Below are 20,171 nucleotides of genomic sequence, written 5' to 3'. Positions count from 1 at the left end.
CAGCCAGGGTGTCTCGTCCAGGGATCACGGGTAGGAGCCACCTTATGAGTCAGAATACGCTGAAAGTTCATGATTTAAATGAAGACGCGGAATTTGATGAGAACGGAGCAGAGGCTTTTGACGAAAAAGCCTTAGTAGAAGAGGAACCCAGTGATAACGATTTGGCTGAAGAAGAGCTGTTATCGCAGGGTGCCACACAGCGTGTGCTGGACGCGACTCAGCTTTACCTTGGGGAGATTGGTTACTCCCCACTGCTAACGGCCGAAGAAGAAGTCTATTTCGCACGTCGTGCTTTGCGTGGTGATGTTGCCTCGCGTCGTCGCATGATCGAAAGTAACCTGCGACTGGTCGTGAAAATTGCCCGCCGTTACGGCAATCGTGGTCTGGCTCTGCTGGATCTGATTGAAGAGGGCAACTTAGGTCTCATCCGCGCAGTTGAGAAGTTTGACCCGGAACGCGGGTTCCGTTTCTCAACCTACGCGACCTGGTGGATTCGTCAGACCATCGAACGGGCTATTATGAACCAGACCCGTACGATTCGACTGCCGATCCACATCGTCAAAGAGTTGAATGTTTATCTGCGTACCGCGCGCGAGTTGTCCCATAAACTGGACCACGAGCCAAGTGCGGAAGAGATCGCAGAGCAACTCGACAAACCGGTTGATGACGTAAGCCGTATGCTGCGTCTCAACGAGCGCATTACCTCGGTTGACACCCCGCTGGGTGGCGACTCCGAAAAAGCGCTGCTGGACATCCTGGCCGATGAAAAAGACAACGGCCCGGAAGACACCACGCAGGACGATGACATGAAACAGAGCATCGTCAAATGGCTGTTCGAACTGAACGCCAAACAGCGTGAGGTGCTGGCACGTCGTTTCGGTTTACTGGGGTATGAAGCTGCGACACTGGAAGATGTCGGCCGTGAGATTGGCCTGACCCGTGAACGTGTTCGTCAGATTCAGGTTGAAGGCCTACGCCGCCTGCGTGAAATCCTGCAAGGGCAAGGTCTGAATATCGAAGCGCTGTTCCGCGAGTAAGCAACCATTCGTCAGAAAAGGCCCGTCGTGAGACGGGCCTTTTTTATGCCTTACGGCTGCGCCGTTTCGTGCAGCAAACGCCAGGTGATGTTATCCCCTTCCTGATTAAGCACCGCGGTTGACCAGCGCACGTTGACGGGCTGGCCTGGCCGGGTTTGCGTCTCCCGGTAATGGAGCACCGCGCCGTTGTCCCATGTCTGAAGCGTTGTTAACGCGTCAATACCGATCCTGAGCCCGGGTCGGGTTCCCCGCTGCGCATATAAAAATTGGGCAAGCGCGTGATGATCTAACGGGTTGCCACTCGGTGGAACCATCAGAAAATCCGGACGGAAACGGGCGAGCAGGGCGTCCCGATTGCCTTCGCCTGCACCTAACCAGTTTTCAAGGGCGACGTGAATGTCGAGGATCTCTTGTTCGAAATGGGTCATGGTTGCTCCTGTTGCAGTTGCGCAAGTAACTGCGTGTTGTTAAGACGGTAGACGTACAGTACGGGCAGTAGAGTGATGACTGCGGCAAAAACAAACATCCCGTGCCAGGCGGCCAGCGGCGAGAGATAAGCCTGCATGAAGCTCAGCGCCTGCGCCAGCAGCAGGGCACCCGCAAAAAAGCTCAACTGACGATTGAGATTCCATAGCGCGCTGGCATCGGGCATATCTTCCGGTCGCATCGTCAAAAACGCGCTGCTCTGAGCCGTACTGCTGCAAAGGCTTCCCCCCGCGCCCATCAGCGCAAACGCAACGGCAGGTAGCAGCATTGCCGGGCCGACGTTAACTAAAAGCAGAATGCCCGTCGCCTGCAAAAGGCAACCGATGACCACCAGCGGCCGGGGGCCGATACGGTTGAAATAGCGTCCTGTCGCGGTGATAGCCAAAAACGAAGCCACAGACCACGGCAGCATAAGCATGCCCGTTGCGGCGGGTGTCATATTGGCCTCGCTCTGGAGGTAATACATGCCCGTTACGTTCACGCCGATAAAAATGCCGGGTACGCACACATAGATAAGCATGGATAAGCGCAACAGCGGATCCGTCAGCAAAGACAGGTTTACTGTCCTGGTGGGGGTTATCGGCGACGGTTCTGTTTTAAGCCACGCGCAGGCCAAAGCAAAGGTGACAATGACGACGGGCAGGGTGGCAAAAAATATCCAGCGCCAGCTGAATGTCTGAACCAGCATACCGCCCACAGCCGGTGAGCACGCGGGGGCAAGCAGTGCGACCAGCATCACCGCCGAGGAGAGTCTGGCCCGCTCATGAGGCTTAAACTGTTGCCAGGTCAGCGCCTGACCAACCGGGATCAGTAAACCCCCTCCGGCGCCCTGCACGACTCGCCAGGCAATCAGACTTTCCAGCGAAGATGAGAGACCCGCCGCAACGGAGGCCGCGCTAAAGAGAAGCAGTGAGAGCAGGATAACGCGCTTCGGCCCGACGCGGCGCGTCAGGATACTGCTGAAAGGGATGACTAGCGTCAGCCCGGCAATGTATCCGTTACTTACCCAGGCAAGCGCGGAAGGTGTGGTATTGAAAGCGCGAGCCATCGCCGGAAAGGCGACGCTGGCAATAAACATGTTTATCAAATCAAGGAAAAAGCCGAGCAGAAAGACGACGGCGATTTTGCTGCGATACGTCATGGAAGTTCCTCCGGTGAGGTGGCGTATCGTATCGGCCCGCACGTTACGGATAAACGCGACAAAGCACGATATACTGTCAACATTATTTTGACAGTTAACCAGGCAAGCGATGCTTAATTTACAGCGTACGGCAATGTTTATCGCCGTAGCGGAAACCGGCAGTTTCACCGCCGCGGCGGAGGCGATGGGGCTGACAAAAGCGGTGGTCAGCTTTCATATTCGTCAGCTTGAAGAGGAGCTGGGCGTCACCCTGTTGCTGCGAACCACCCGACGCCTGACGCTGACCGAGGCGGGGAAGCTCTTTCATCAACGAAGCGTGATGCTGTTACGGGATGCAGAGCGATTGCAGGATGACGTTCGCGCCAACCACGCCGGGCTGACGGGAGAACTGCGGATCACCACCACGCCCGAATATGGCTCGCAGGTGGTGGTGCCTTTGCTGGCTGAATTTAGCCAGTTGCACCCGGACCTTCGCGTGCGGCATGTCTCGTCCTCTTTGCATGCCGATCTTATCGCCGAGCGCTTCGATGTCGCTATCCGGCTCGGCACGCTTGCAGATTCGCGCTACCACGCCGCGTTGATGACCTCCTTCACCATCCTGCCCGTGGCAACGCAAGGCTGGCTGGCAAACCATCCGGTTGACTCGCTGGAACAACTGGCGGAAGCGGACTGGATCATTCACGAGCGTTTAACGTCGCCGCTGCGCTGGCAGGTGAGAGGTGTTGATGGACATCCGGTTTCCTTTGAGATCAAGAAAGCGCCGCGCCTGTATGCAGACAGCGCCCAGGCGCTGATGGCTTTTGCCCTCGCGGGATGTGGAGTGGCGCTGCTGCCGGAGTGGCTGGTGCGTAACGCACTGGATGCGGGGGAACTGGTCTCGCTGTTACCGGCATACACGTTTGCTCAGCAGGGCATCTATGCCGTTTATCCCGATGCCCGGCATGTGCCCGCGAAAGTGCGAACATTTATTGATTTTATGCGCGTCAGGGTGACTTAACCCTGCATCATTTTTTTAATGAGCGCTGAAAATTGCTCTCGTTCCGCGCCATTAAGGCGCCCCAGAAATGCCTCATCCACCTCATTTCCAATCGGTTTACTGCTCTCAAGCAGGGCCTCTCCTTCGGCAGTCAGAAAGACAAACCGACGGCGTTTGTCTGCCGGATCGTGCTCGCGCCTGACCAGGCCGCGTGCTTCCATGCGGCTCAGCATTTCTGCCAGCGTCGCTTTGGTGCTCACCGCGACTTCAGTCAGGGCAACCTGCTCAATACCAGGATTTTCAGCAATTGACCGCATCACCGCATATTGTGGCTTGGTCAGTTCAGGCAATGCGTGCTGCCACTGGGCGGTATGCTGTTGAAAAAGCTGACGTAGCAGGTGGAAAGCTTCTTGTCTTAACTCCATGGACACTCCGACGGAAAAATACTCCCTCTATGATAGCCGCTCTTGGGCTGAATTTTAACGCGAGAGTTTTTTAGCGATTAGTGTGATCGTATGCGAACGATCTTGTCAGCAGCAGGATCAAGGCGTAGTTTAATTAACATGTTCGTATACGAACAAATTAATTGAGGTGCTGAATGAGATTGATTGTGGGAATGACGGGCGCGACGGGTGCGCCATTAGGCGTGGCGTTGTTACAGGCGCTGCGGGAAATGCCGGAGGTGGAAACGCACCTGGTGATGTCGAAGTGGGCAAAAACCACCATTGAGCTGGAAACGCCCTTCACTGCGCATGACGTTGCTGCACTGGCGGATGTCGTCCATAGCCCGGCCGATCAGGCTGCCACCATCTCCTCCGGCTCGTTTCGCACCGACGGCATGATCGTCATCCCGTGCAGCATGAAAACGCTGGCGGGTATCCGCGCGGGCTACGCCGAAGGGCTGGTAGGGCGTGCGGCAGACGTAGTGTTGAAAGAGGGGCGCAAGCTGGTGCTGGTTCCCCGTGAGACGCCGCTCAGCACCATCCATCTCGAGAACATGCTTGCTCTTTCCCGTATGGGCGTGGCGATGGTGCCGCCTATGCCTGCGTACTACAACCACCCGCAAACCGCCGATGACATTACCCAGCATATCGTGACCCGTGTTCTCGACCAGTTTGGTCTGGAGCATAAAAAAGCCCGACGCTGGGAAGGTTTGCAGGCAGCGAAACATTTTTCACAGGAGAATAAAGATGGCATTTGATGATTTGAGAAGCTTCTTGCAGGCGCTCGATGAGCAAGGGCAACTGCTGAAAATTGAGGAAGAGGTTAACGCCGAGCCGGATCTGGCGGCGGCCGCCAACGCGACCGGACGCATCGGTGACGGTGCGCCTGCGCTGTGGTTCGATAATATTCGCGGCTTCACCGATGCCCGTGTGGTGATGAACACTATCGGCTCGTGGCAAAACCATGCTATTTCGATGGGGCTGCCAGCGAATACCCCGGTGAAAAAACAGATCGACGAGTTTATTCGTCGCTGGGACAAATTCCCCGTCTCGCCAGAGCGTCGTGCAAATCCGGCCTGGGCGCAGAACACGGTGGACGGGGAAGACATCAACCTGTTCGACATTCTGCCGCTGTTCCGCCTGAACGACGGTGACGGAGGCTTTTATCTCGATAAAGCGTGCGTTGTCTCCCGCGATCCGCTCGACCCCGATCACTTCGGCAAACAGAACGTCGGGATCTACCGTATGGAAGTGAAGGGCAAGCGTAAGCTCGGCCTGCAACCGGTGCCGATGCATGATATCGCGCTGCATCTGCATAAGGCAGAAGAGCGCGGCGAAGACCTGCCTATTGCCATTACGCTGGGTAACGATCCGATCATCACCCTGATGGGCGCCACGCCGCTGAAATACGATCAATCCGAGTATGAGATGGCCGGTGCGCTACGCGAAAGCCCGTATCCGATTGCGACGGCTCCGCTGACCGGTTTCGATGTGCCGTGGGGGTCGGAAGTGATCCTCGAAGGGGTGATTGAAGGCCGGAAACGTGAAATTGAAGGGCCATTCGGTGAGTTTACTGGACACTACTCCGGCGGGCGCAACATGACGGTCGTACGCATTGATAAAGTCTCTTACCGCACCAAACCCATTTTCGAATCCCTTTACCTCGGCATGCCGTGGACCGAGATTGATTATCTGATGGGGCCCGCCACCTGCGTACCGCTCTATCAGCAACTAAAGTCGGAATTCCCGGAAGTGCAGGCGGTAAACGCCATGTACACCCACGGTCTGCTGGCGATTATCTCCACTAAAAAGCGTTACGGCGGTTTTGCCCGTGCGGTCGGCCTCCGCGCCATGACCACGCCACACGGTCTGGGTTACGTGAAAATGGTGATTATGGTGGATGAAGACGTCGATCCGTTTAACCTGCCGCAGGTGATGTGGGCGCTGTCATCAAAGGTCAATCCGGCAGGCGATCTGGTGCAGCTACCGAATATGTCTGTGCTCGAGCTTGACCCCGGCTCCAGCCCGGCGGGGATCACTGACAAGCTGATCATTGATGCCACCACCCCGGTTGCCCCGGACAACCGTGGTCACTACAGCCAGCCGGTACAGGATCTCCCTGAAACCAAAGCCTGGGCCGAAAAACTGACCGCGATGCTGGCGGCACGTCAATAAGGAGGAAAAAATGATTTGTCCACGTTGTGCCGATGAACATATTGAAGTGATGGCAACATCACCGGTGAAAGGTGTCTGGACGGTATATCAGTGTCAGCACTGTCTGTATACCTGGCGCGATACCGAACCGCTGCGCCGTACCAGCCGCGAGCATTACCCGGAAGCGTTCCGCATGACCCAGAAGGATATTGATGAAGCACCGCAGGTGCCGACGATCCCGCCGCTGCTGTAAAAAAAGCCCGGTGGCGCTACGCATACCGGGCCTACGGGTTTTGTAGGCCGGGTAAGGCGAAGCCGCCACCGGGCAAAAGACCGCAGAGAACTAAACCAGACTCTTCAACCGATAAATCCACTCCAGCGCCTGACGCGGCGTCAGCGAATCCGGGTCGAGATTTTCCAGCGCTTCCACGGCCGGAGAGGTCTCTTCCGGGACCGCCAGCAGTGACATCTGCGTACCATCTATCTGCGTCGCCGCCGCATTCGGTGACAAACTTTCCAGTTCACGCAATTTCTGACGCGCGCGCTTGATCACCTCTTTTGGCACGCCCGCCAGCGCCGCGACGGCCAGGCCATAGCTCTTGCTTGCCGCGCCGTCCTGCACCGTGTGCATAAAGGCGATGGTGTCGCCGTGCTCAAGCGCATCAAGGTGGACGTTAGCCACGCCTTCCATTTTCTCTGGCAGCTGTGTCAGTTCGAAATAGTGCGTTGCGAACAGCGTCAGCGCTTTGATTTTATTTGCCAGACTTTCCGCGCACGCCCAGGCCAGAGACAGGCCGTCATAGGTGGAGGTACCGCGTCCTACTTCGTCCATCAACACCAGACTGTTCTCTGTCGCGTTATGCAGAATGTTGGCGGTTTCGGTCATCTCGACCATAAAGGTAGAGCGACCGCTCGCCAGATCGTCCGCCGCACCCACACGGGTGAAGATACGGTCGATAGGGCCAATCTCAACCTTCTGCGCTGGAACGTAGCTGCCGATGTAGGCGAGCAGCGCGATAAGGGCTGTCTGGCGCATATAGGTACTTTTACCGCCCATGTTGGGGCCGGTAATGATCAGCATTCTTCGCTGCGGTGACAGGTTCAACGGGTTGGCAATAAACGGCTCGTTCAGCACTTGCTCAACCACCGGGTGGCGGCCTTCGGTAATGCGAATGCCGGGTTTGTCAGTAAAGGTCGGACAGGTGTAATTCAGCGTGTCGGCGCGCTCAGCCAGGTTTACCAGGACATCCAGCTCGGCCAGCGCAGCGGCGCTCAGTTGCAGGTCAGCCAGGTGCGGCATCAGGATGTCGAACAGCTCGTCATACAGCTGTTTCTCCAGCGCCAGCGCTTTACCTTTCGACGTGAGCACTTTGTCTTCGTACTCTTTCAGCTCGGGTATAATGTAGCGCTCGGCATTTTTCAGCGTCTGGCGGCGAACGTAGTGAATCGGGGCCAGGTGGCTCTGCCCACGGCTGATCTGGATATAGTAACCGTGTACCGCGTTGTAGCCGACTTTCAGGGTGTCGAGCCCCAGACGTTCACGCTCGCGGATTTCCAGCTTATCCAGATAATCCGTCGCGCCATCGGCCAGCGCACGCCATTCGTCCAGCTCTTCGTTGTAACCCGGAGCAATAACCCCGCCATCCCGCACCAGAACAGGCGGCGCATCAATGATGGCGCGTTCCAGCAGTTCGCGAAGCTCGGTAAATTCGCCCATGGTTTCGCGCAGCTTTTGCACTGGCGCGCTGTCGATCTCTCCCAGCTGAGCGCGCAGTTCCGGCAACTGCTGGAACGCATGCCGCATACGGGCGAGATCGCGTGGACGCGCGGTGCGCAAGGCCAGGCGCGCCAGGATACGCTCAAGATCACCCACCTGACGCAGCACCGGCTGCAATTCGGTATAACGATCCTGCAATGCGGCAATGGTTTGCTGGCGGCCAATCAGCGTTTCGGTATTGCGGATCGGCATATGCAGCCAGCGTTTGAGCATACGGCTGCCCATGGGGGTAACCGTGCTGTCAAGAACCGACGCCAGCGTATTTTCCATGCCGCCAGCGAGGTTCTGCGTGATCTCCAGGTTGCGGCGCGTGGCGGCATCCATGATGATGCTGTCCTGCTGACGCTCCATGGTGATGGAACGAATATGGGGCAGGGCGGTACGTTGCGTATCCTTAACGTACTGCAACAGGCAGCCTGCGGCACACAGCCCGCGCGGGGCGTTTTCCACGCCAAAGCCAATCAAATCGCGCGTGCCAAATTGCAGGTTCAACTGCTGGCGCGCGGTATCAATTTCGAACTCCCACAGTGGACGACGACGCAGGCCGCGGCGACCTTCAATCAGCGCCATCTCGGCGAAATCCTCTGCATAAAGCAGTTCTGCCGGATTAGTGCGCTGTAGTTCAGCCGCCATGGTTTCACGGTCAGCCGGTTCACTCAGGCGAAAACGACCGGAGCTGATATCCAGCGTGGCGTAGCCAAACCCTTTACCATCCTGCCAGATCGCCGCCAGCAGGTTATCCTGGCGCTCCTGAAGCAGGGCCTCATCGCTGATGGTTCCCGGCGTGACGATGCGTACGACCTTGCGCTCAACAGGGCCTTTCGATGTGGCCGGGTCACCAATTTGTTCGCAGATAGCGACAGACTCGCCCTGGTTCACCAGCTTCGCCAGATAGTTTTCAACCGCGTGATGCGGGATACCCGCCATCGGGATGGGCTCGCCTGCCGACGCGCCACGTTTCGTCAGGGAAATGTCGAGCAGCTGAGACGCACGTTTCGCATCATCATAAAAAAGCTCATAAAAATCGCCCATACGGTAAAAGAGCAGGATTTCCGGATGCTGCGCTTTCAGCTTCAGGTACTGCTGCATCATTGGCGTGTGGGCGTCAAAATTCTCAAGTGTGCTCATAAAATCCTGGTGTCCATGTTCTTAAATTTCAATGAGTTGTATTTTTTTGTTGTCTGGTTACATATCCGCTCATTGGAACTCATGAATCCTGCGTTTCATTCATCGATGTATGGCGACCATGATAACGAAGTCTGTATGGCAGGAAAACAGCAGGAAAGGGCTCTTTCTGTAAAATGCGTACCTCATTCCATCCTTGTAGCTAATCCGGCACTCAAGGTGCTGTCGCGCTGTACAGCGTTAATCCACGCATACATCGCATTTAGCGTCCGTTACTCGTTATTACGTTCATCCCGCGGGTGAATATACTTTAAAAAGAGGCCCGACTATTAAATATTGCGATTGACTGTAAATCTGGTCCTTATCCGCGGCATTAATGTTCTGTCGGAACAGGTAAATGCGGAAGGAAAAAGTGATAACCGCCTGCTTTGACAAGGGTTGACCGCAGAGTATAATTACACTTCACCCCGGCAGTTAACTATTCTGTTTATCGTAAGCGAGCGGCATATGTTCTGGATAATTAACGATAAAATTAAATTTTGTCCAGAGAGGAATTTGCTGATTTCGTTGACCCGTCCTGACTTAAATGTAATTCTGACAACCCCTGCCAGCCGTTGTCTGAACCTTCTTTTAGAATCATTTCCAGAAGTCGTTACGCAGAAATACTTCTTTGATAAAGTCTGGGGCGAGGACGGCATGCTGGTTCCGGCAAATACGCTTTATCAGAATATCTCTATAATTCGACGCGGGCTCCGGACCACAGGAGAGACGGACGATACGCTGGTGGCGACGGTGCCGAGAAAAGGATTCCAGATAGAGAAAAATGTCAGGGTAACCCGCGTTGACACGGACTGTGTTGATGACGGAAAAAAAGCGACAGCGACGGGAGTGGAAACCTCTCCGGTTGAAACAAAGGATAAACCTGTCGAAAATATTCCCGTAATGCCGGGTGGGAGGAAAAAACAGCGTCAATTACGCCAGTATATTTTCCCGACAGCTTTAATGATAATCGCGTTTTGTGCCGGTTTCTTTGCGTTTCAATACCTTTTACATGATAACCCGGAAAAAGATTTTTTCAGGGATTATCCAATTACTCTTACACAGAACGGCTGTCATTTTTCCTCGCAAAACGATGATATTCGTGGCGTCGGCAACTTCAGGCGATTTATAAAAATCATTTTAGACACGGGGCTTGATTGTAAAAAATATCCGTGGGTCTATTTTTCCTCATCCAGCCATGCTCCGGCGCTTTCCGTTCTTGCTTGCAGAGAACCCTTTGAAATAAAAGCAAATGCCGGATGTATTTCGCTCTATTTTAGAGGACATCTCTGATGACCAAAAAGGCAACCGTTCTGTTGTTTCTGGTATTCTTCCTCGCTGGCGCACTGGCCGCATGGCTATACCGTCTACACCAGCAAAACAGTGAAAATACGGAGGCCTGTTCAGCGTCAATCGTCGTCTATCATGAGGATATTCGCGCTAACCTGACGATGGACTTCATGTACACGATGAAGAAGCAGACTGGCGTCATTGCGCTAAGCGGAGCCTATTATAAAAATGATAAACTTGCTGGCGTTATCCGCAGAGATGTCTCCTATGTATGGACAGAAAATAAAGACTCATTCCATTTTACATCGGTAAATATACATGACATTAATGGTCAGCAAACCGCACCAAATGAGATTATGAATGAAATTCTCCCTGACTTCTTTCTGTATCCGAAGAAAAACCTGAATTATTCCATTACGCAGCAGGGGCCCCGTGGGTTTATGTTTTCTGTCGGAAAACGCCCTATTTTTTACTGCTCTCGCTGAACGACATGGCCGGGATGTCCATCATCCGGCTCTTTAATGAGTTCGATAATTATTTTACCCGGCCCGACCTCCACCCGAACCTGCGAATGGGTTAAAAAGCCTGCTTTTTCGAGCCAGTCCCCTTTCAGATTCAGGGCTGCGTGTACGCTGTAACGCGTTGGGATCTTGGTTTTACGATCTTCATGACGCTTTCTGAAATAACCCACTTTTAAGTGACGATACGGTTTGGTGATAGCCATTCCTTGCATAGATCCTCCGGTAACTGTTGGCAACGTGTGTTCAGACTGCCTGTATAAAATAACAGTAAAAACGCGTCAGGAAAGAGCGAAGACTGGAAGGCGCCTTCAGAAAACAGAATGCAACGACTGAAATCCCTTTTTTAAAATGGTATTCTGAATGCGTGTTATTGAGGGGGGATGAAAATGGCGGGGAAACGCATTGCGCGCGAAAAAGAGACGATCGCGAAAATGATCGCCCTGTATGAAAAAAACTGTCCGCAGGCGGTAAAGGATGAGGGCCATTATCAGGCGCTGAATGCCTACGCGGATAAGCGCCTGGATAAATGCATCTTTGGTGAGGAAAAACCCGCCTGCAAACAGTGCCCGGTGCACTGCTATCAGCCCGCCAGACGTGAGGAGATGAAGCAGGTGATGCGCTGGGCGGGGCCACGAATGCTATGGCGTCATCCGATTCTGACTCTTCGCCACCTTATTGACGATCGCCGTCCGGTTCCGGAACTGCCTGAAAAGTATCGACCTAAAAAATAGGCGCTTCAGCGCCGCAGCGGGCGGCAAATCACGCTCAGCGCGACCGCGCTGCACAGTGGAAACACCGCCAGCAGCAGCCACGGGTAAATGGCCTCCGTCGAGGGCACCAGCGCCTTGTCCAGCAGGCTGCCTAAACCTAAATTCCCCACCAGCACCGCGATGCCGCCGGCGGTTGAGAGTGCGCCATAGTGCGCTCCAAGCGTTGACTCCTCGGCAAAGCGCGGGATCAAATCTTTAGCCGACGGCACCAGCAGCATTTGTCCGAGCGTCAGCAGCGTGACAAGGCTTGCAGAGGGCAGCAGGCGCAGCCAGCCCTCCGGCGGCTCCGTCGCGGCAAAGAGCGCCACGCTTGCAAACGAGGCGGAAAGCAGCAAAAAGCCCACCGGTAAGATCCGGACCGCGCCGACGTTTCGGGCGAAACGGGCAAGGGGCAGCTGCAGAACAATAATCAGCACCGAGGCCAGCATAAACAGCGGCCCCAGATCTTTTTCGTTCCCGCCGGCGCGTTGGATCTCCACCGGCAGCGCCAGATAGAGCTGGTTATAGCTTAACAGCCACGAACTGTAGGCGATGATAAAGGCGACGAAACGCGGCTGGCGGAACGTCGTCCACCAGGGCAGAATTTTCAGCGGCTTCGTGCTGCGGTGCGCCGCGGGCAGGCAGAAAAAGAGCACCACGAGCGCAACGATAAATATTCCCGCCCCCGCGAGCGCAACCTGGCGGAAACCCAGCCCCGTCAGCAGCGCACCCATCACCGGGCCAAGAACGGCGCCAAGTTCACCGCACACCGCAAACAGCGCAAACCACTCCGCGCGGCTGCGTTTACCCTTTGCCTCACTTTGCGTTCCCGCTTTTGCCAGCAGGGCCTCTATCGACGGTGAGAACAGCGCGCCGCCAACGCCCGTCAGACAGGCCCCCAGAATGACGGGCCACAGGGATTGCCCAAAGGCCAGCAGCAAATAACCCGCCACACGAACAATGCAGCCGCTGAGGATCACGCTCTTCGCGCCAAACCGATCTGAAAGCGCGCCGCCGACAATAAACATCCCCTGCTGGGAGAAGGTGCGCAGCCCCAGCACCAGCCCAATCAGCCCGCCGGAGAGCAGCATATCGTCACGTAAGAAGATCGCCAGGAAGGGGACGACCGCGTAAAAGCCGATATTAAACACAAACTGGCTGCCCAGCAGAACGGGCGGCCAGAGGGTGTTGGCAGTGCGAAGAGGCATCGTTTTAACTCACCCCTACACGATAAAATGGATGTGTTTTTTGCCGTGGTACGGTGAGATCTCGATTCTGGTTTTCACCCTGAAGACGTCCCAGAGTAGTTCCTCGGATAAGATTTCCTGCGGCGTTCCGGTCGCCACAATCTGCCCTTGCTGCATCACAATCAGCGAATCGCAGAACATGGATGCGTGGTTAAGATCGTGAATGGCGACGATGCTGGTTACCGGCAGCTCACTGATAAGCTGCATGAGCTGCATCTGATGATGAATGTCCAGATGGTTGGTCGGTTCATCCAGCAGGATCTCGGTGGGCGTTTGCGCCAGCGCGCGGGCGATATGTACCCGCTGACGCTCGCCGCCGGATAAGCTCAGCCAGCCCTGTTCGCTGCGATCCAGCATATCCACGCGTTGCAGGGCGGCGGTGACGGTTTCGTCATCCTGCGCGCTCCAGTTTGAGAAGGGAGAATGGTGCGGAATTCGCCCCAGTTTGACGACGTCACGCACGCGCATATTGGCGTCGGTCATTCCGTGCTGTTCAACAAACGCCACGCGCCGCGCCAGCTGCTTTTTGGCAATGCGGGCAATGTCCTGTCCGTCCAGCGTCACGCACCCGGCATCCGGGCGGCGCAGACCTGCCAGTATGCGCAACAGCGAGGATTTACCGCAGCCGTTAGGGCCAAGCAGGCCCACCGTTTCGCCCCGGGAAACCGTCAGCGAAACATTATTCACAATGATCTTTTTACCTACCTTCCAGGTGATTTTCTCGGCGCAGATGCTCATTACTTATTCCTTGAGCGGTAGATAATCACGGCGAAGAACGGTACGCCCACCAGTGCGGTAACGACGCCAACCGGCAGGCTTTGCGGAGCAATCAGCATCCGCGAGGCGATGTCGGCCAGCACCATCAGGATCGCCCCCGCCAGCGCGCTGGCTATCAGCAGCGTGCGGTGCAGCGGCCCGAACAGGAAACGCATAACGTGCGGCACGACCAGCCCGACAAAACCAATAGAGCCCGCCATGCTGACGATGGTCGCGGTGATCAGGGCGGTGGTGGTAAACAAGGCCAGGCGCACCCAGGGCACGGCAATGCCCAACGAGGCGGCGGCATCATCACCGAACGTAAAGGCGTCCAGCGCACGGGAATAATAAAGACAGACGGCCAGCCCCGCCAGTACCACTACCAGCGCCAGCTGGAATTCCGGCCAGCGTACGCCGCTAAAGCTGCCCAGCAGCCAGAACATCACGTCGCGCGCCTGTTGCGCGCTGGCAGAGGTGCTGATGGTATAGGCGGTAATGGCGTTAAACAGCTGAGAGGCCGCTACGCCCGCCAGGATCGTGCGTTCATTGCCGCCGCGCGCGCCGTTGGTCAGGAAGGCGACGAAGGCAAAGGCGGCGAAGGCTCCGGCAAACGCGCCCGCAGAAAGCGACACTGCGCCGGTGCCGAGACCCAATACGACGACTGACACCGCCCCGGTTGACGCTCCCGCCGACACGCCGAGCACGTAAGGTTCCGCCAGCGCATTCTTCAAAAGGCTCTGCAATACGGCCCCGCAGATGGCCAACCCGGCTCCGCAGCAGGCCGCCACCAGCGCGCGGCTGAGGCGAAAGTCCCAGATGACGCTCTCGTAGATGCGGTTGAGCGGAACGTCAGTCAGCCCCAGCTTATTGCTGATGGCGTAGAACACGTTATTGAGCGGGATAGACAACTCACCGATGCTGACGCCAAGGGCGATCACCAGAAACAACAGCACGAAGGCGAGCAGGCATGACGTGGTCAGGAGCACCCCCTGCCGCATCTGAAGTACGGCGGTGGTCATCAGTTCAGTCCCAGTTTTCTGAGCTGTTCGCCGACCTGCTCAGCACCGTAAAGCGTGCGAATCGTCGGGTTCATGGCCTGGCCGTCCATCACCACAATATGACCCTTCTTCACCGCCTCCATCTGGCTGACGGCTGGATCGCTTTTCAGGAATTTGATTTTTTCTTCGGCGTTGTCCAGCGCCCAGCGGTTACGATCCAGGCTGGAGACCACAATCACGTCCGGATTAGCGGCAATAATACTTTCCCAGCCCACGGTCGGCCATTCGGTCTCAGAGGTAATGGCGTTATGGCCGCCCAGCACGTTAGCAATAAAGCCAGAGGCGCTGTTTTTGCCGCCGACATAGGCATCAGCCGAAGGTGAGGAGCTTGAGAACCAGAAAACAAAGGAGAGGTCTTTGTTGTTTTTGCCAAACTCCTGGCGCAGGTCCGCCTCACGCTTTTTAAAGTCGGCGATAACGGCCTGGCCGCGCGCTTCCACGTTGAAAATCTTAGCGAAATCTTCAATCTCTTTATAAAGGTAGGTCATGTCCCACAGCTTCTGGCGGCTGCCGTACATGTCGCCTGCGGCTTTTTTAGTGGCGCACATGCCCGGGGACAAGTAGCTGTTTACCCCAACGGTTGCCAGATCTTCACGCTTTGCGACCTTACTTTCAGGCCCGAGCAGCAGCGGCAGCTGTGCAGGAACAAAATCAGGGTTTTGCGCAAGAATGGATTCAAGCGTCGGAATTTCGACGGTCAGGGTTTTGATTTTTGCATTCTGCTCAGCCAGCTGCGGCAATACTTTGGTCGGCCAGAACGCGCTGGCTTTCACCTTATCTTCCAGACCCAGCAGAAGCAGGATCTCGACGGTATTCTGCCCCAGGGCCACAACGCGTTCCGGCGCTTTGGTGAAGGTTTCTTTATACCCGCAGTTTTCTATCGTGAGCGGGTACGTGGTAGCCAGAGCTGTACTCATTGATGCAACCGCCAGGCCTAACGCGCAGAGAACCTTCTTCATTAAACGCTACCTTCATTAAAATTATTTTGATGCAAATGAAACGCATTATTAAGGCGGAATTTTATACAGAGGAAAATATATTGTGTCAATGTGGGACAATTACGCAGAGTGATGAAAGGCGGCGCCATATACGGCGCCGGAATGACGGGTTAATTCAGGCTCTCTTTATCGATTCCCAGACGCTTCATGCGCGAGAGCAGGGTGGTACGCTTCAGCCCCAGCCGTTGCGCCGCGCCTTTCGGCCCGGCCACCACGCCGTTGGTCTCCCTGAGCACGCGCAAAATGAGCTGATATTCATCCTCTCCATCCTTCGCAACCTCGGTTGCGGCCACGGTCGTTTCCGCAAGAGAAACCTCCGGCAGGGACAGCTGAAGCACGTTCCCGCGCGTCAGCAGCACCGCGCGCTCGATGACGTTTTCCAGCTCGCGCACGTTCCCCGGCCACTCCATCGCCGAGAGTGTGCGTAGCGTTTCGGCAGGAATACTGTCGATATTTCGCCCCATCCGGCGGGCAATCTTCGCGGTAAAGGCTTTCACCAGCAGCGGAATATCTTCCGGGCGCTCGCGCAGCGGCGGCAGGCAGATCGGGAACACGTTCAGGCGATAGTAGAGATCGCTTCTGAACTCACGGTCTGCGACCATTTTTTTCAGATCGCGGTTGGTGGCGGCAATCAGACGCACGTCGGTCTGGATCAGCTTGTTGCTGCCGAGGCGCTCAAACTCCTGCTCCTGCAGCACGCGCAGCAGCTTGGGCTGGAGCTCCAGCGGCATATCGCCCACTTCGTCGAGGAACAAAGAGCTTTTATCCGCCAGCTCAAAACGGCCCAGCCGCTGGCTGCTGGCGCCGGTAAAGGCACCGCGCTCGTGGCCGAACAGGTCGCTTTCCAGTAAGCCAGCAGGCATCGCCGCGCAGTTCATCTTCACCATCCGGCGGCTGTTGCGGTTGCTCAGGTTGTGGATCGCCCGGGCAATCAGCTCTTTCCCGGTACCGGTTTCACCGAGGATCAGCACCGTGCTGTCGCTTTGCGCCACCATCTCCACCTGCTTGAGCACGCTGTACATGGCATCGCTGCGCCCGATGATTTCGCCAAACTCGCTGTCCACGTTGTTGAGCTGCTCGGTCAGCGCCAGGTTTTCGTCCACCAGCCGCTCCTTCAGGCGGTGGATCTCCTGATAGGCGAGGGCGTTATCCAGCGCGATGGAGATGCGCTCGGCGATCTGGCGCAGCAGCTTCAGGTTGGCGGTGGTAAATACGGCTTCATCGCACTGCGCCAGTTTGAGCACGCCGAGCATGGTGTTGCCGGACATCAGCGGCAGCAGGCACAGGGTCTGGATCTTGTTGCCCCAGGTGTTGAAGAGCATCCGCTCGTAGGGGGCTACCGGATCCTGTTCATTGAGATTGAGCAGCAGGATCTCTTTGCTTTTAAATACCCGCTCGGACAGCGTTCCCGCTTCGTCCACTTCGCTCTGCTCGTGCGCCGGGTTAGCTTCATCAAGGTAGTGGGTGGAGTAGATGTTCAGCTTGCCTTTCCGGTTGCCGCGTAGCGCAATGCTGATGGCATCGATTTTAAAATAGTGATGGATCTCTTTTGATACTTCGCTGACCAGCTCATCCATGTCCAGGCGGGAGAGCACGGCGTTGGTGATGGCAACCAGAATGCGGAAGTTATCGCGCTCGCGGCTCAGCAGGTCGTAGTCCACGTTATTGGTGACGCGGCTTTGGATCTGCTCCGCGACAACGGCCACAATCTGGGTAAAGGTGTGCAGGCGTTCGTACTCCGCCTCGCTCCAGGGCTGGTCGGTATCGCGGATAAACTCGCAGCCGCCAAAAATTTGCCCTTCCACCGCCAGCGGCAGCATGCTGTAGTGGCCGAAAGGGTGGTAAAGGTTGCTCTCTGCCAGCTTCGGCCAGGCCTGGCGAAACTGGTCAAAATTGCAGTGCAGAGCTTCCGGGCGGGAGAGAATACGCCGCACCGGGCCGTGGGCAAGAAACGTTTCATCTTCATATTCGAAGATTTTGCCGTTATCACGCGTTGAGAAATAGCTCGCGCGGTGGGTTGCGCTATGCCAGAGCACAATGGCGGCGCTGTCCGCCAGCGCAGATTGCCTGACCAGCCGCGTCAGGGCATCGCTCAGTGCGCCGAGGTCGGGCTGTTGTAAAAGTGTGCGCGTGATGTCAAACAGGCCCTGCTGTCCAAGATCGCTCATCGGTGTATACGGCATTGTTGCTTTCCAATAGAAACTGGCAAAAAGAGACGTTCGGCGCTGACCGCTATTGATGCGGTCTAGCAAATACGGGGTAACGGTTCAGCGTGCGGCAGATCCAGCGTGCGCTTCACGCCGTAAAGCCCGGTCAGGCGCACCCCTTTGCGCTCAACCACGTCGCCGATGATGGCCGCGTCTTTCCCTAATGGATGCGCGCGCAGCTGTGCAAGTACGGCTTCCGCCGCCGTGCGTTCCACGCCGATCACCAGCTTGCCTTCGTTGGCAAAGTTAAGCGGGTCTAGCCCTAATAGCTCGCATAGCCCGCGCACGGCGCCTTTGACAGGCAGGCCGCGCTCGGTCAGCTCAATTCCGCAGCCGCTGCTTGCGGCAAATTCGTGCACCACGGCATTCACGCCGCCTCGCGTGGCGTCGCGCAGGGCTTTTACGCCCGGCATGTCGCGCAGCGTCTGGATCAGCGGCGTGAGTACCGCGCAGTCACTGCGCAGTTCCCCGTCCAGCCCCAGGCCTTCGCGCAGGTTCAGGATGGTTGCCCCGTGGCAGCCCAGCGTGCCGCTGACAATCAGCACGTCGCCTGCGCAAAGCTGTTGAGCGCCCCAGTGAATATCGGCGGGGATCGCCCCCATCCCGGCGGTGTTGATAAAAAGCTTATCCGCCGCGCCGCGCTGCACCACCTTGGTATCCCCGGTGACGATGGCGATCCCCGCCTCGCGGGCGGTGTGCGCCATGCTGTTGACCACCGCCGTGAGCGTTTCCATCGGTAACCCTTCTTCGAGGATAAACCCGCAGGAGAGGTAGCGGGGGATCGCCCCGCTGACGGCGACGTCGTTTGCCGTGCCGCAGACGGCGAGCTTGCCGATATCGCCGCCCGGGAAGAACAGCGGGTCAATCACGTAGCTGTCGGTAGAGAACGCCAGCCTGTCACCGTGTGCGGTGAGGGTTGAGAGCGCAATGCGCGCCTGATCTTCCTGCTCGGCGAGCCAGGGATTGTTAAAGGCGTCAATAAACAGCCGGTTAATCAGCTGCTGCATCGCCTGTCCACCGCTTCCGTGCGCCATTTCCACCGTGTTCATGCTTCACACTCCTGGTTGCGATAGTGATACCACGCGGCGCATGCCCCTTCTGAAGAGACCATCAGCGCGCCAAACGCGGTTTGCGGGTTACAGGCGTTGCCAAATAACGGGCAGTGATGAGGTTTGCATTTTCCGGTGAGTACGTCGCCACAGCGGGCGCGGGGATCGTCGCACACCTGCTGCGGCTGCGGTCGGAAATGCGCTTCGGCGTCGAAGGCGCGATACGCGGGCGTCAGGTGCACGCCGGATTCGGCAATCAGCCCCAGTCCGCGCCATTCGCTGTCGCCTTCGACGCTAAACACGTCGGCTATGGCCTGCTGTGCCCGTCTGTTACCTGCATCGGGCACCACGCGGCGATACTGATTTTCCACCGCACTCAGGGCCGCTATTTTCTGCTCAACCAGCATGGTCACGCCTTGCAGTAGATCAAGTGGCTCGAAACCAGCCACCACTAACGGACGATTGTACTGTTCAGCGATAAAACCGTAGGCTTCTGTGCCGATCACCATGCTGACGTGGCCCGGCGCCAGAAACGCGTCGATACCGTTATCCGGCGCTTCCAGCAGGCTGCGCAGCGTGGGAATAAGCGTGATGTGCTGGCAGAAAAAGTAAAAGTTTGTGACGTTGCGGGCTTTCGCCTGCTGGAGGGTAATGGCGGTGGCGGGCATGGTGGTTTCAAAACCCAGCCCGAAAAAGACGACCTTACGCTCAGGATTAGCCATCGCCAGCGTCAGGGCATCCATCGGTGAGTAGACGATCCGCACGTCCGCGCCGCGCGCCTTCGCCTGGAGCAGCGAGCCATTTTTTCCCGGTACACGCATGGCGTCGCCAAAGGTACAAAAAATCACACCGGGGCGGCTGGCGATGTCGAGACAGCTGTCGATGCGCCCCATCGGCAGCACGCACACCGGGCAGCCGGGGCCGTGGATAAATTCGATGTTCTCCGGCAGCAGCTGGTCGAGGCCAAATTTAAAGATGGCGTGGGTGTGTCCGCCGCACACCTCCATGATCCGCAGCGGTTTTTCTTTCGTGTAGTCCAGCAGCGACGCGCGGGACTTCAGGCGATCGATAAGCTGCAACACCTGCTCAGGCGCGCGATATTCATCAACGTAACGCAT

At 56.7% G+C, this 20,171-nt stretch carries 20 protein-coding genes; 8 read left to right on the top strand and 12 right to left on the bottom strand.

Going from position 1 to position 20,171, the window contains the following annotated elements:
* Positions 1 to 44: 44 nt before the first annotated feature.
* A complete protein-coding gene (gene rpoS / locus BFV63_RS17440) occupies positions 45 to 1,037 on the top strand; it encodes an RNA polymerase sigma factor RpoS (RefSeq protein ID WP_013098493.1) in 993 nt (330 codons plus the stop codon).
* A gap of 50 nt (positions 1,038 to 1,087) precedes the next feature.
* On the opposite strand, the gene BFV63_RS17435 is transcribed toward rpoS, so the two are convergent.
* Both BFV63_RS17435 and BFV63_RS17430 read right to left on the bottom strand, forming a co-directional pair.
* Positions 1,088 to 1,465 (bottom strand): DUF4440 domain-containing protein, encoded by a 378-nt coding sequence (locus BFV63_RS17435; RefSeq protein WP_022651771.1) that lies wholly within the window; start codon positions 1,463 to 1,465, stop codon positions 1,088 to 1,090.
* Positions 1,462 to 2,664, bottom strand: a complete 1,203-nt coding sequence (locus BFV63_RS17430; protein ID WP_039269081.1) for an MFS transporter — start codon at positions 2,662 to 2,664, stop codon at positions 1,462 to 1,464. The genes BFV63_RS17435 and BFV63_RS17430 overlap by 4 nt, the downstream gene beginning before the upstream one ends.
* 109 nt (positions 2,665 to 2,773) lie before the next feature.
* Between BFV63_RS17430 and BFV63_RS17425 the strand changes: the two genes are divergently transcribed.
* On the top strand, positions 2,774 to 3,661 hold the full coding sequence (locus BFV63_RS17425) for a LysR family transcriptional regulator (RefSeq protein WP_048242005.1): 888 nt from the start codon (positions 2,774 to 2,776) through the stop codon (positions 3,659 to 3,661).
* Here the strand turns inward: BFV63_RS17425 and BFV63_RS17420 are convergent.
* Positions 3,658 to 4,065, bottom strand: coding sequence for a MarR family winged helix-turn-helix transcriptional regulator (locus tag BFV63_RS17420; protein WP_022651767.1), 408 nt, complete (start codon positions 4,063 to 4,065; stop codon positions 3,658 to 3,660). The two genes, BFV63_RS17425 and BFV63_RS17420, sit on opposite strands and share 4 nt — an antisense overlap.
* A gap of 173 nt (positions 4,066 to 4,238) precedes the next feature.
* Between BFV63_RS17420 and BFV63_RS17415 the strand changes: the two genes are divergently transcribed.
* From BFV63_RS17415 to BFV63_RS17405, 3 genes are read left to right on the top strand one after another with little or no spacing between them, the layout of a single operon-like run.
* A complete protein-coding gene (locus tag BFV63_RS17415; protein ID WP_003862111.1) occupies positions 4,239 to 4,841 on the top strand; it encodes a non-oxidative hydroxyarylic acid decarboxylases subunit B in 603 nt (200 codons plus the stop codon).
* Entirely contained in the window at positions 4,831 to 6,258 is a 1,428-nt protein-coding gene (locus BFV63_RS17410; protein ID WP_023314736.1) for a non-oxidative hydroxyarylic acid decarboxylases subunit C, read from the top strand. The genes BFV63_RS17415 and BFV63_RS17410 overlap by 11 nt, the downstream gene beginning before the upstream one ends.
* A gap of 10 nt (positions 6,259 to 6,268) precedes the next feature.
* Positions 6,269 to 6,490 (top strand): non-oxidative hydroxyarylic acid decarboxylases subunit D, encoded by a 222-nt coding sequence (locus BFV63_RS17405; protein WP_003862116.1) that lies wholly within the window; start codon positions 6,269 to 6,271, stop codon positions 6,488 to 6,490.
* 90 nt (positions 6,491 to 6,580) lie between these two features.
* On the opposite strand, the gene mutS is transcribed toward BFV63_RS17405, so the two are convergent.
* Complete coding sequence (gene mutS, locus BFV63_RS17400) at positions 6,581 to 9,142, bottom strand: DNA mismatch repair protein MutS (protein WP_023314735.1); 2,562 nt, start codon at positions 9,140 to 9,142, stop codon at positions 6,581 to 6,583.
* A 504-nt stretch (positions 9,143 to 9,646) separates the two neighbouring features.
* Here mutS and BFV63_RS17395 point away from each other — a divergent pair.
* Both BFV63_RS17395 and BFV63_RS17390 read left to right on the top strand, forming a co-directional pair.
* Positions 9,647 to 10,471, top strand: a complete 825-nt coding sequence (locus BFV63_RS17395; RefSeq protein ID WP_032610277.1) for a winged helix-turn-helix domain-containing protein — start codon at positions 9,647 to 9,649, stop codon at positions 10,469 to 10,471.
* Positions 10,471 to 10,953 carry a YqeJ family protein gene (locus tag BFV63_RS17390; RefSeq protein ID WP_023314733.1) on the top strand — a complete coding sequence of 161 codons (483 nt, stop codon included), beginning with the start codon at positions 10,471 to 10,473 and terminating at the stop codon, positions 10,951 to 10,953. Before BFV63_RS17395 ends, BFV63_RS17390 begins: the two co-directional genes overlap by 1 nt.
* On the opposite strand, the gene BFV63_RS17385 is transcribed toward BFV63_RS17390, so the two are convergent.
* Positions 10,938 to 11,201: a SymE family type I addiction module toxin gene (locus BFV63_RS17385; protein ID WP_023314732.1), complete on the bottom strand. Its 264-nt coding sequence runs from the start codon at positions 11,199 to 11,201 to the stop codon at positions 10,938 to 10,940. The two genes, BFV63_RS17390 and BFV63_RS17385, sit on opposite strands and share 16 nt — an antisense overlap.
* Before the next feature lie 174 nt (positions 11,202 to 11,375).
* Here BFV63_RS17385 and BFV63_RS17380 point away from each other — a divergent pair, with 174 nt between their 5' ends.
* The gene (locus tag BFV63_RS17380) at positions 11,376 to 11,720 is read left to right on the top strand and encodes a nitrous oxide-stimulated promoter family protein (RefSeq protein ID WP_032610039.1); all 345 of its coding nucleotides are present in this window, start codon (positions 11,376 to 11,378) and stop codon (positions 11,718 to 11,720) included.
* 5 nt (positions 11,721 to 11,725) lie between these two features.
* Here BFV63_RS17380 and BFV63_RS17375 read toward each other — a convergent pair whose 3' ends face one another.
* From BFV63_RS17375 to hypD, 7 genes are all read right to left on the bottom strand, one after another.
* Positions 11,726 to 12,946, bottom strand: coding sequence for an MDR family MFS transporter (locus tag BFV63_RS17375; protein ID WP_045350951.1), 1,221 nt, complete (start codon positions 12,944 to 12,946; stop codon positions 11,726 to 11,728).
* Positions 12,947 to 12,961: 15 nt separating this feature from the next.
* Positions 12,962 to 13,723 (bottom strand): siderophore ABC transporter ATP-binding protein EitC, encoded by a 762-nt coding sequence (gene eitC, locus BFV63_RS17370; RefSeq protein WP_032610036.1) that lies wholly within the window; start codon positions 13,721 to 13,723, stop codon positions 12,962 to 12,964.
* Positions 13,723 to 14,760, bottom strand: a complete 1,038-nt coding sequence (locus BFV63_RS17365) for a FecCD family ABC transporter permease (protein ID WP_022651750.1) — start codon at positions 14,758 to 14,760, stop codon at positions 13,723 to 13,725. Before BFV63_RS17365 ends, eitC begins: the two co-directional genes overlap by 1 nt.
* Positions 14,760 to 15,758: a siderophore ABC transporter substrate-binding protein EitA gene (gene eitA, locus BFV63_RS17360; RefSeq protein WP_045350949.1), complete on the bottom strand. Its 999-nt coding sequence runs from the start codon at positions 15,756 to 15,758 to the stop codon at positions 14,760 to 14,762. The genes BFV63_RS17365 and eitA overlap by 1 nt, the downstream gene beginning before the upstream one ends.
* Before the next feature lie 149 nt (positions 15,759 to 15,907).
* Complete coding sequence (gene flhA / locus BFV63_RS17355) at positions 15,908 to 17,980, bottom strand: formate hydrogenlyase transcriptional activator FlhA (protein WP_023323668.1); 2,073 nt, start codon at positions 17,978 to 17,980, stop codon at positions 15,908 to 15,910.
* Positions 17,981 to 18,042: 62 nt separating this feature from the next.
* A complete protein-coding gene (gene hypE / locus BFV63_RS17350; RefSeq protein WP_048242001.1) occupies positions 18,043 to 19,053 on the bottom strand; it encodes a hydrogenase expression/formation protein HypE in 1,011 nt (336 codons plus the stop codon).
* Positions 19,050 to 20,171 (bottom strand): hydrogenase formation protein HypD, encoded by a 1,122-nt coding sequence (gene hypD, locus BFV63_RS17345; RefSeq protein ID WP_045331298.1) that lies wholly within the window; start codon positions 20,169 to 20,171, stop codon positions 19,050 to 19,052. The genes hypE and hypD overlap by 4 nt, the downstream gene beginning before the upstream one ends.

It is taken from the genome of Enterobacter hormaechei subsp. xiangfangensis (assembly GCF_001729785.1).
Classification (GTDB): Bacteria; Pseudomonadota; Gammaproteobacteria; order Enterobacterales; family Enterobacteriaceae; genus Enterobacter; species Enterobacter hormaechei_C.
This window is presented reverse-complemented; position numbering and strand designations above follow the sequence as displayed.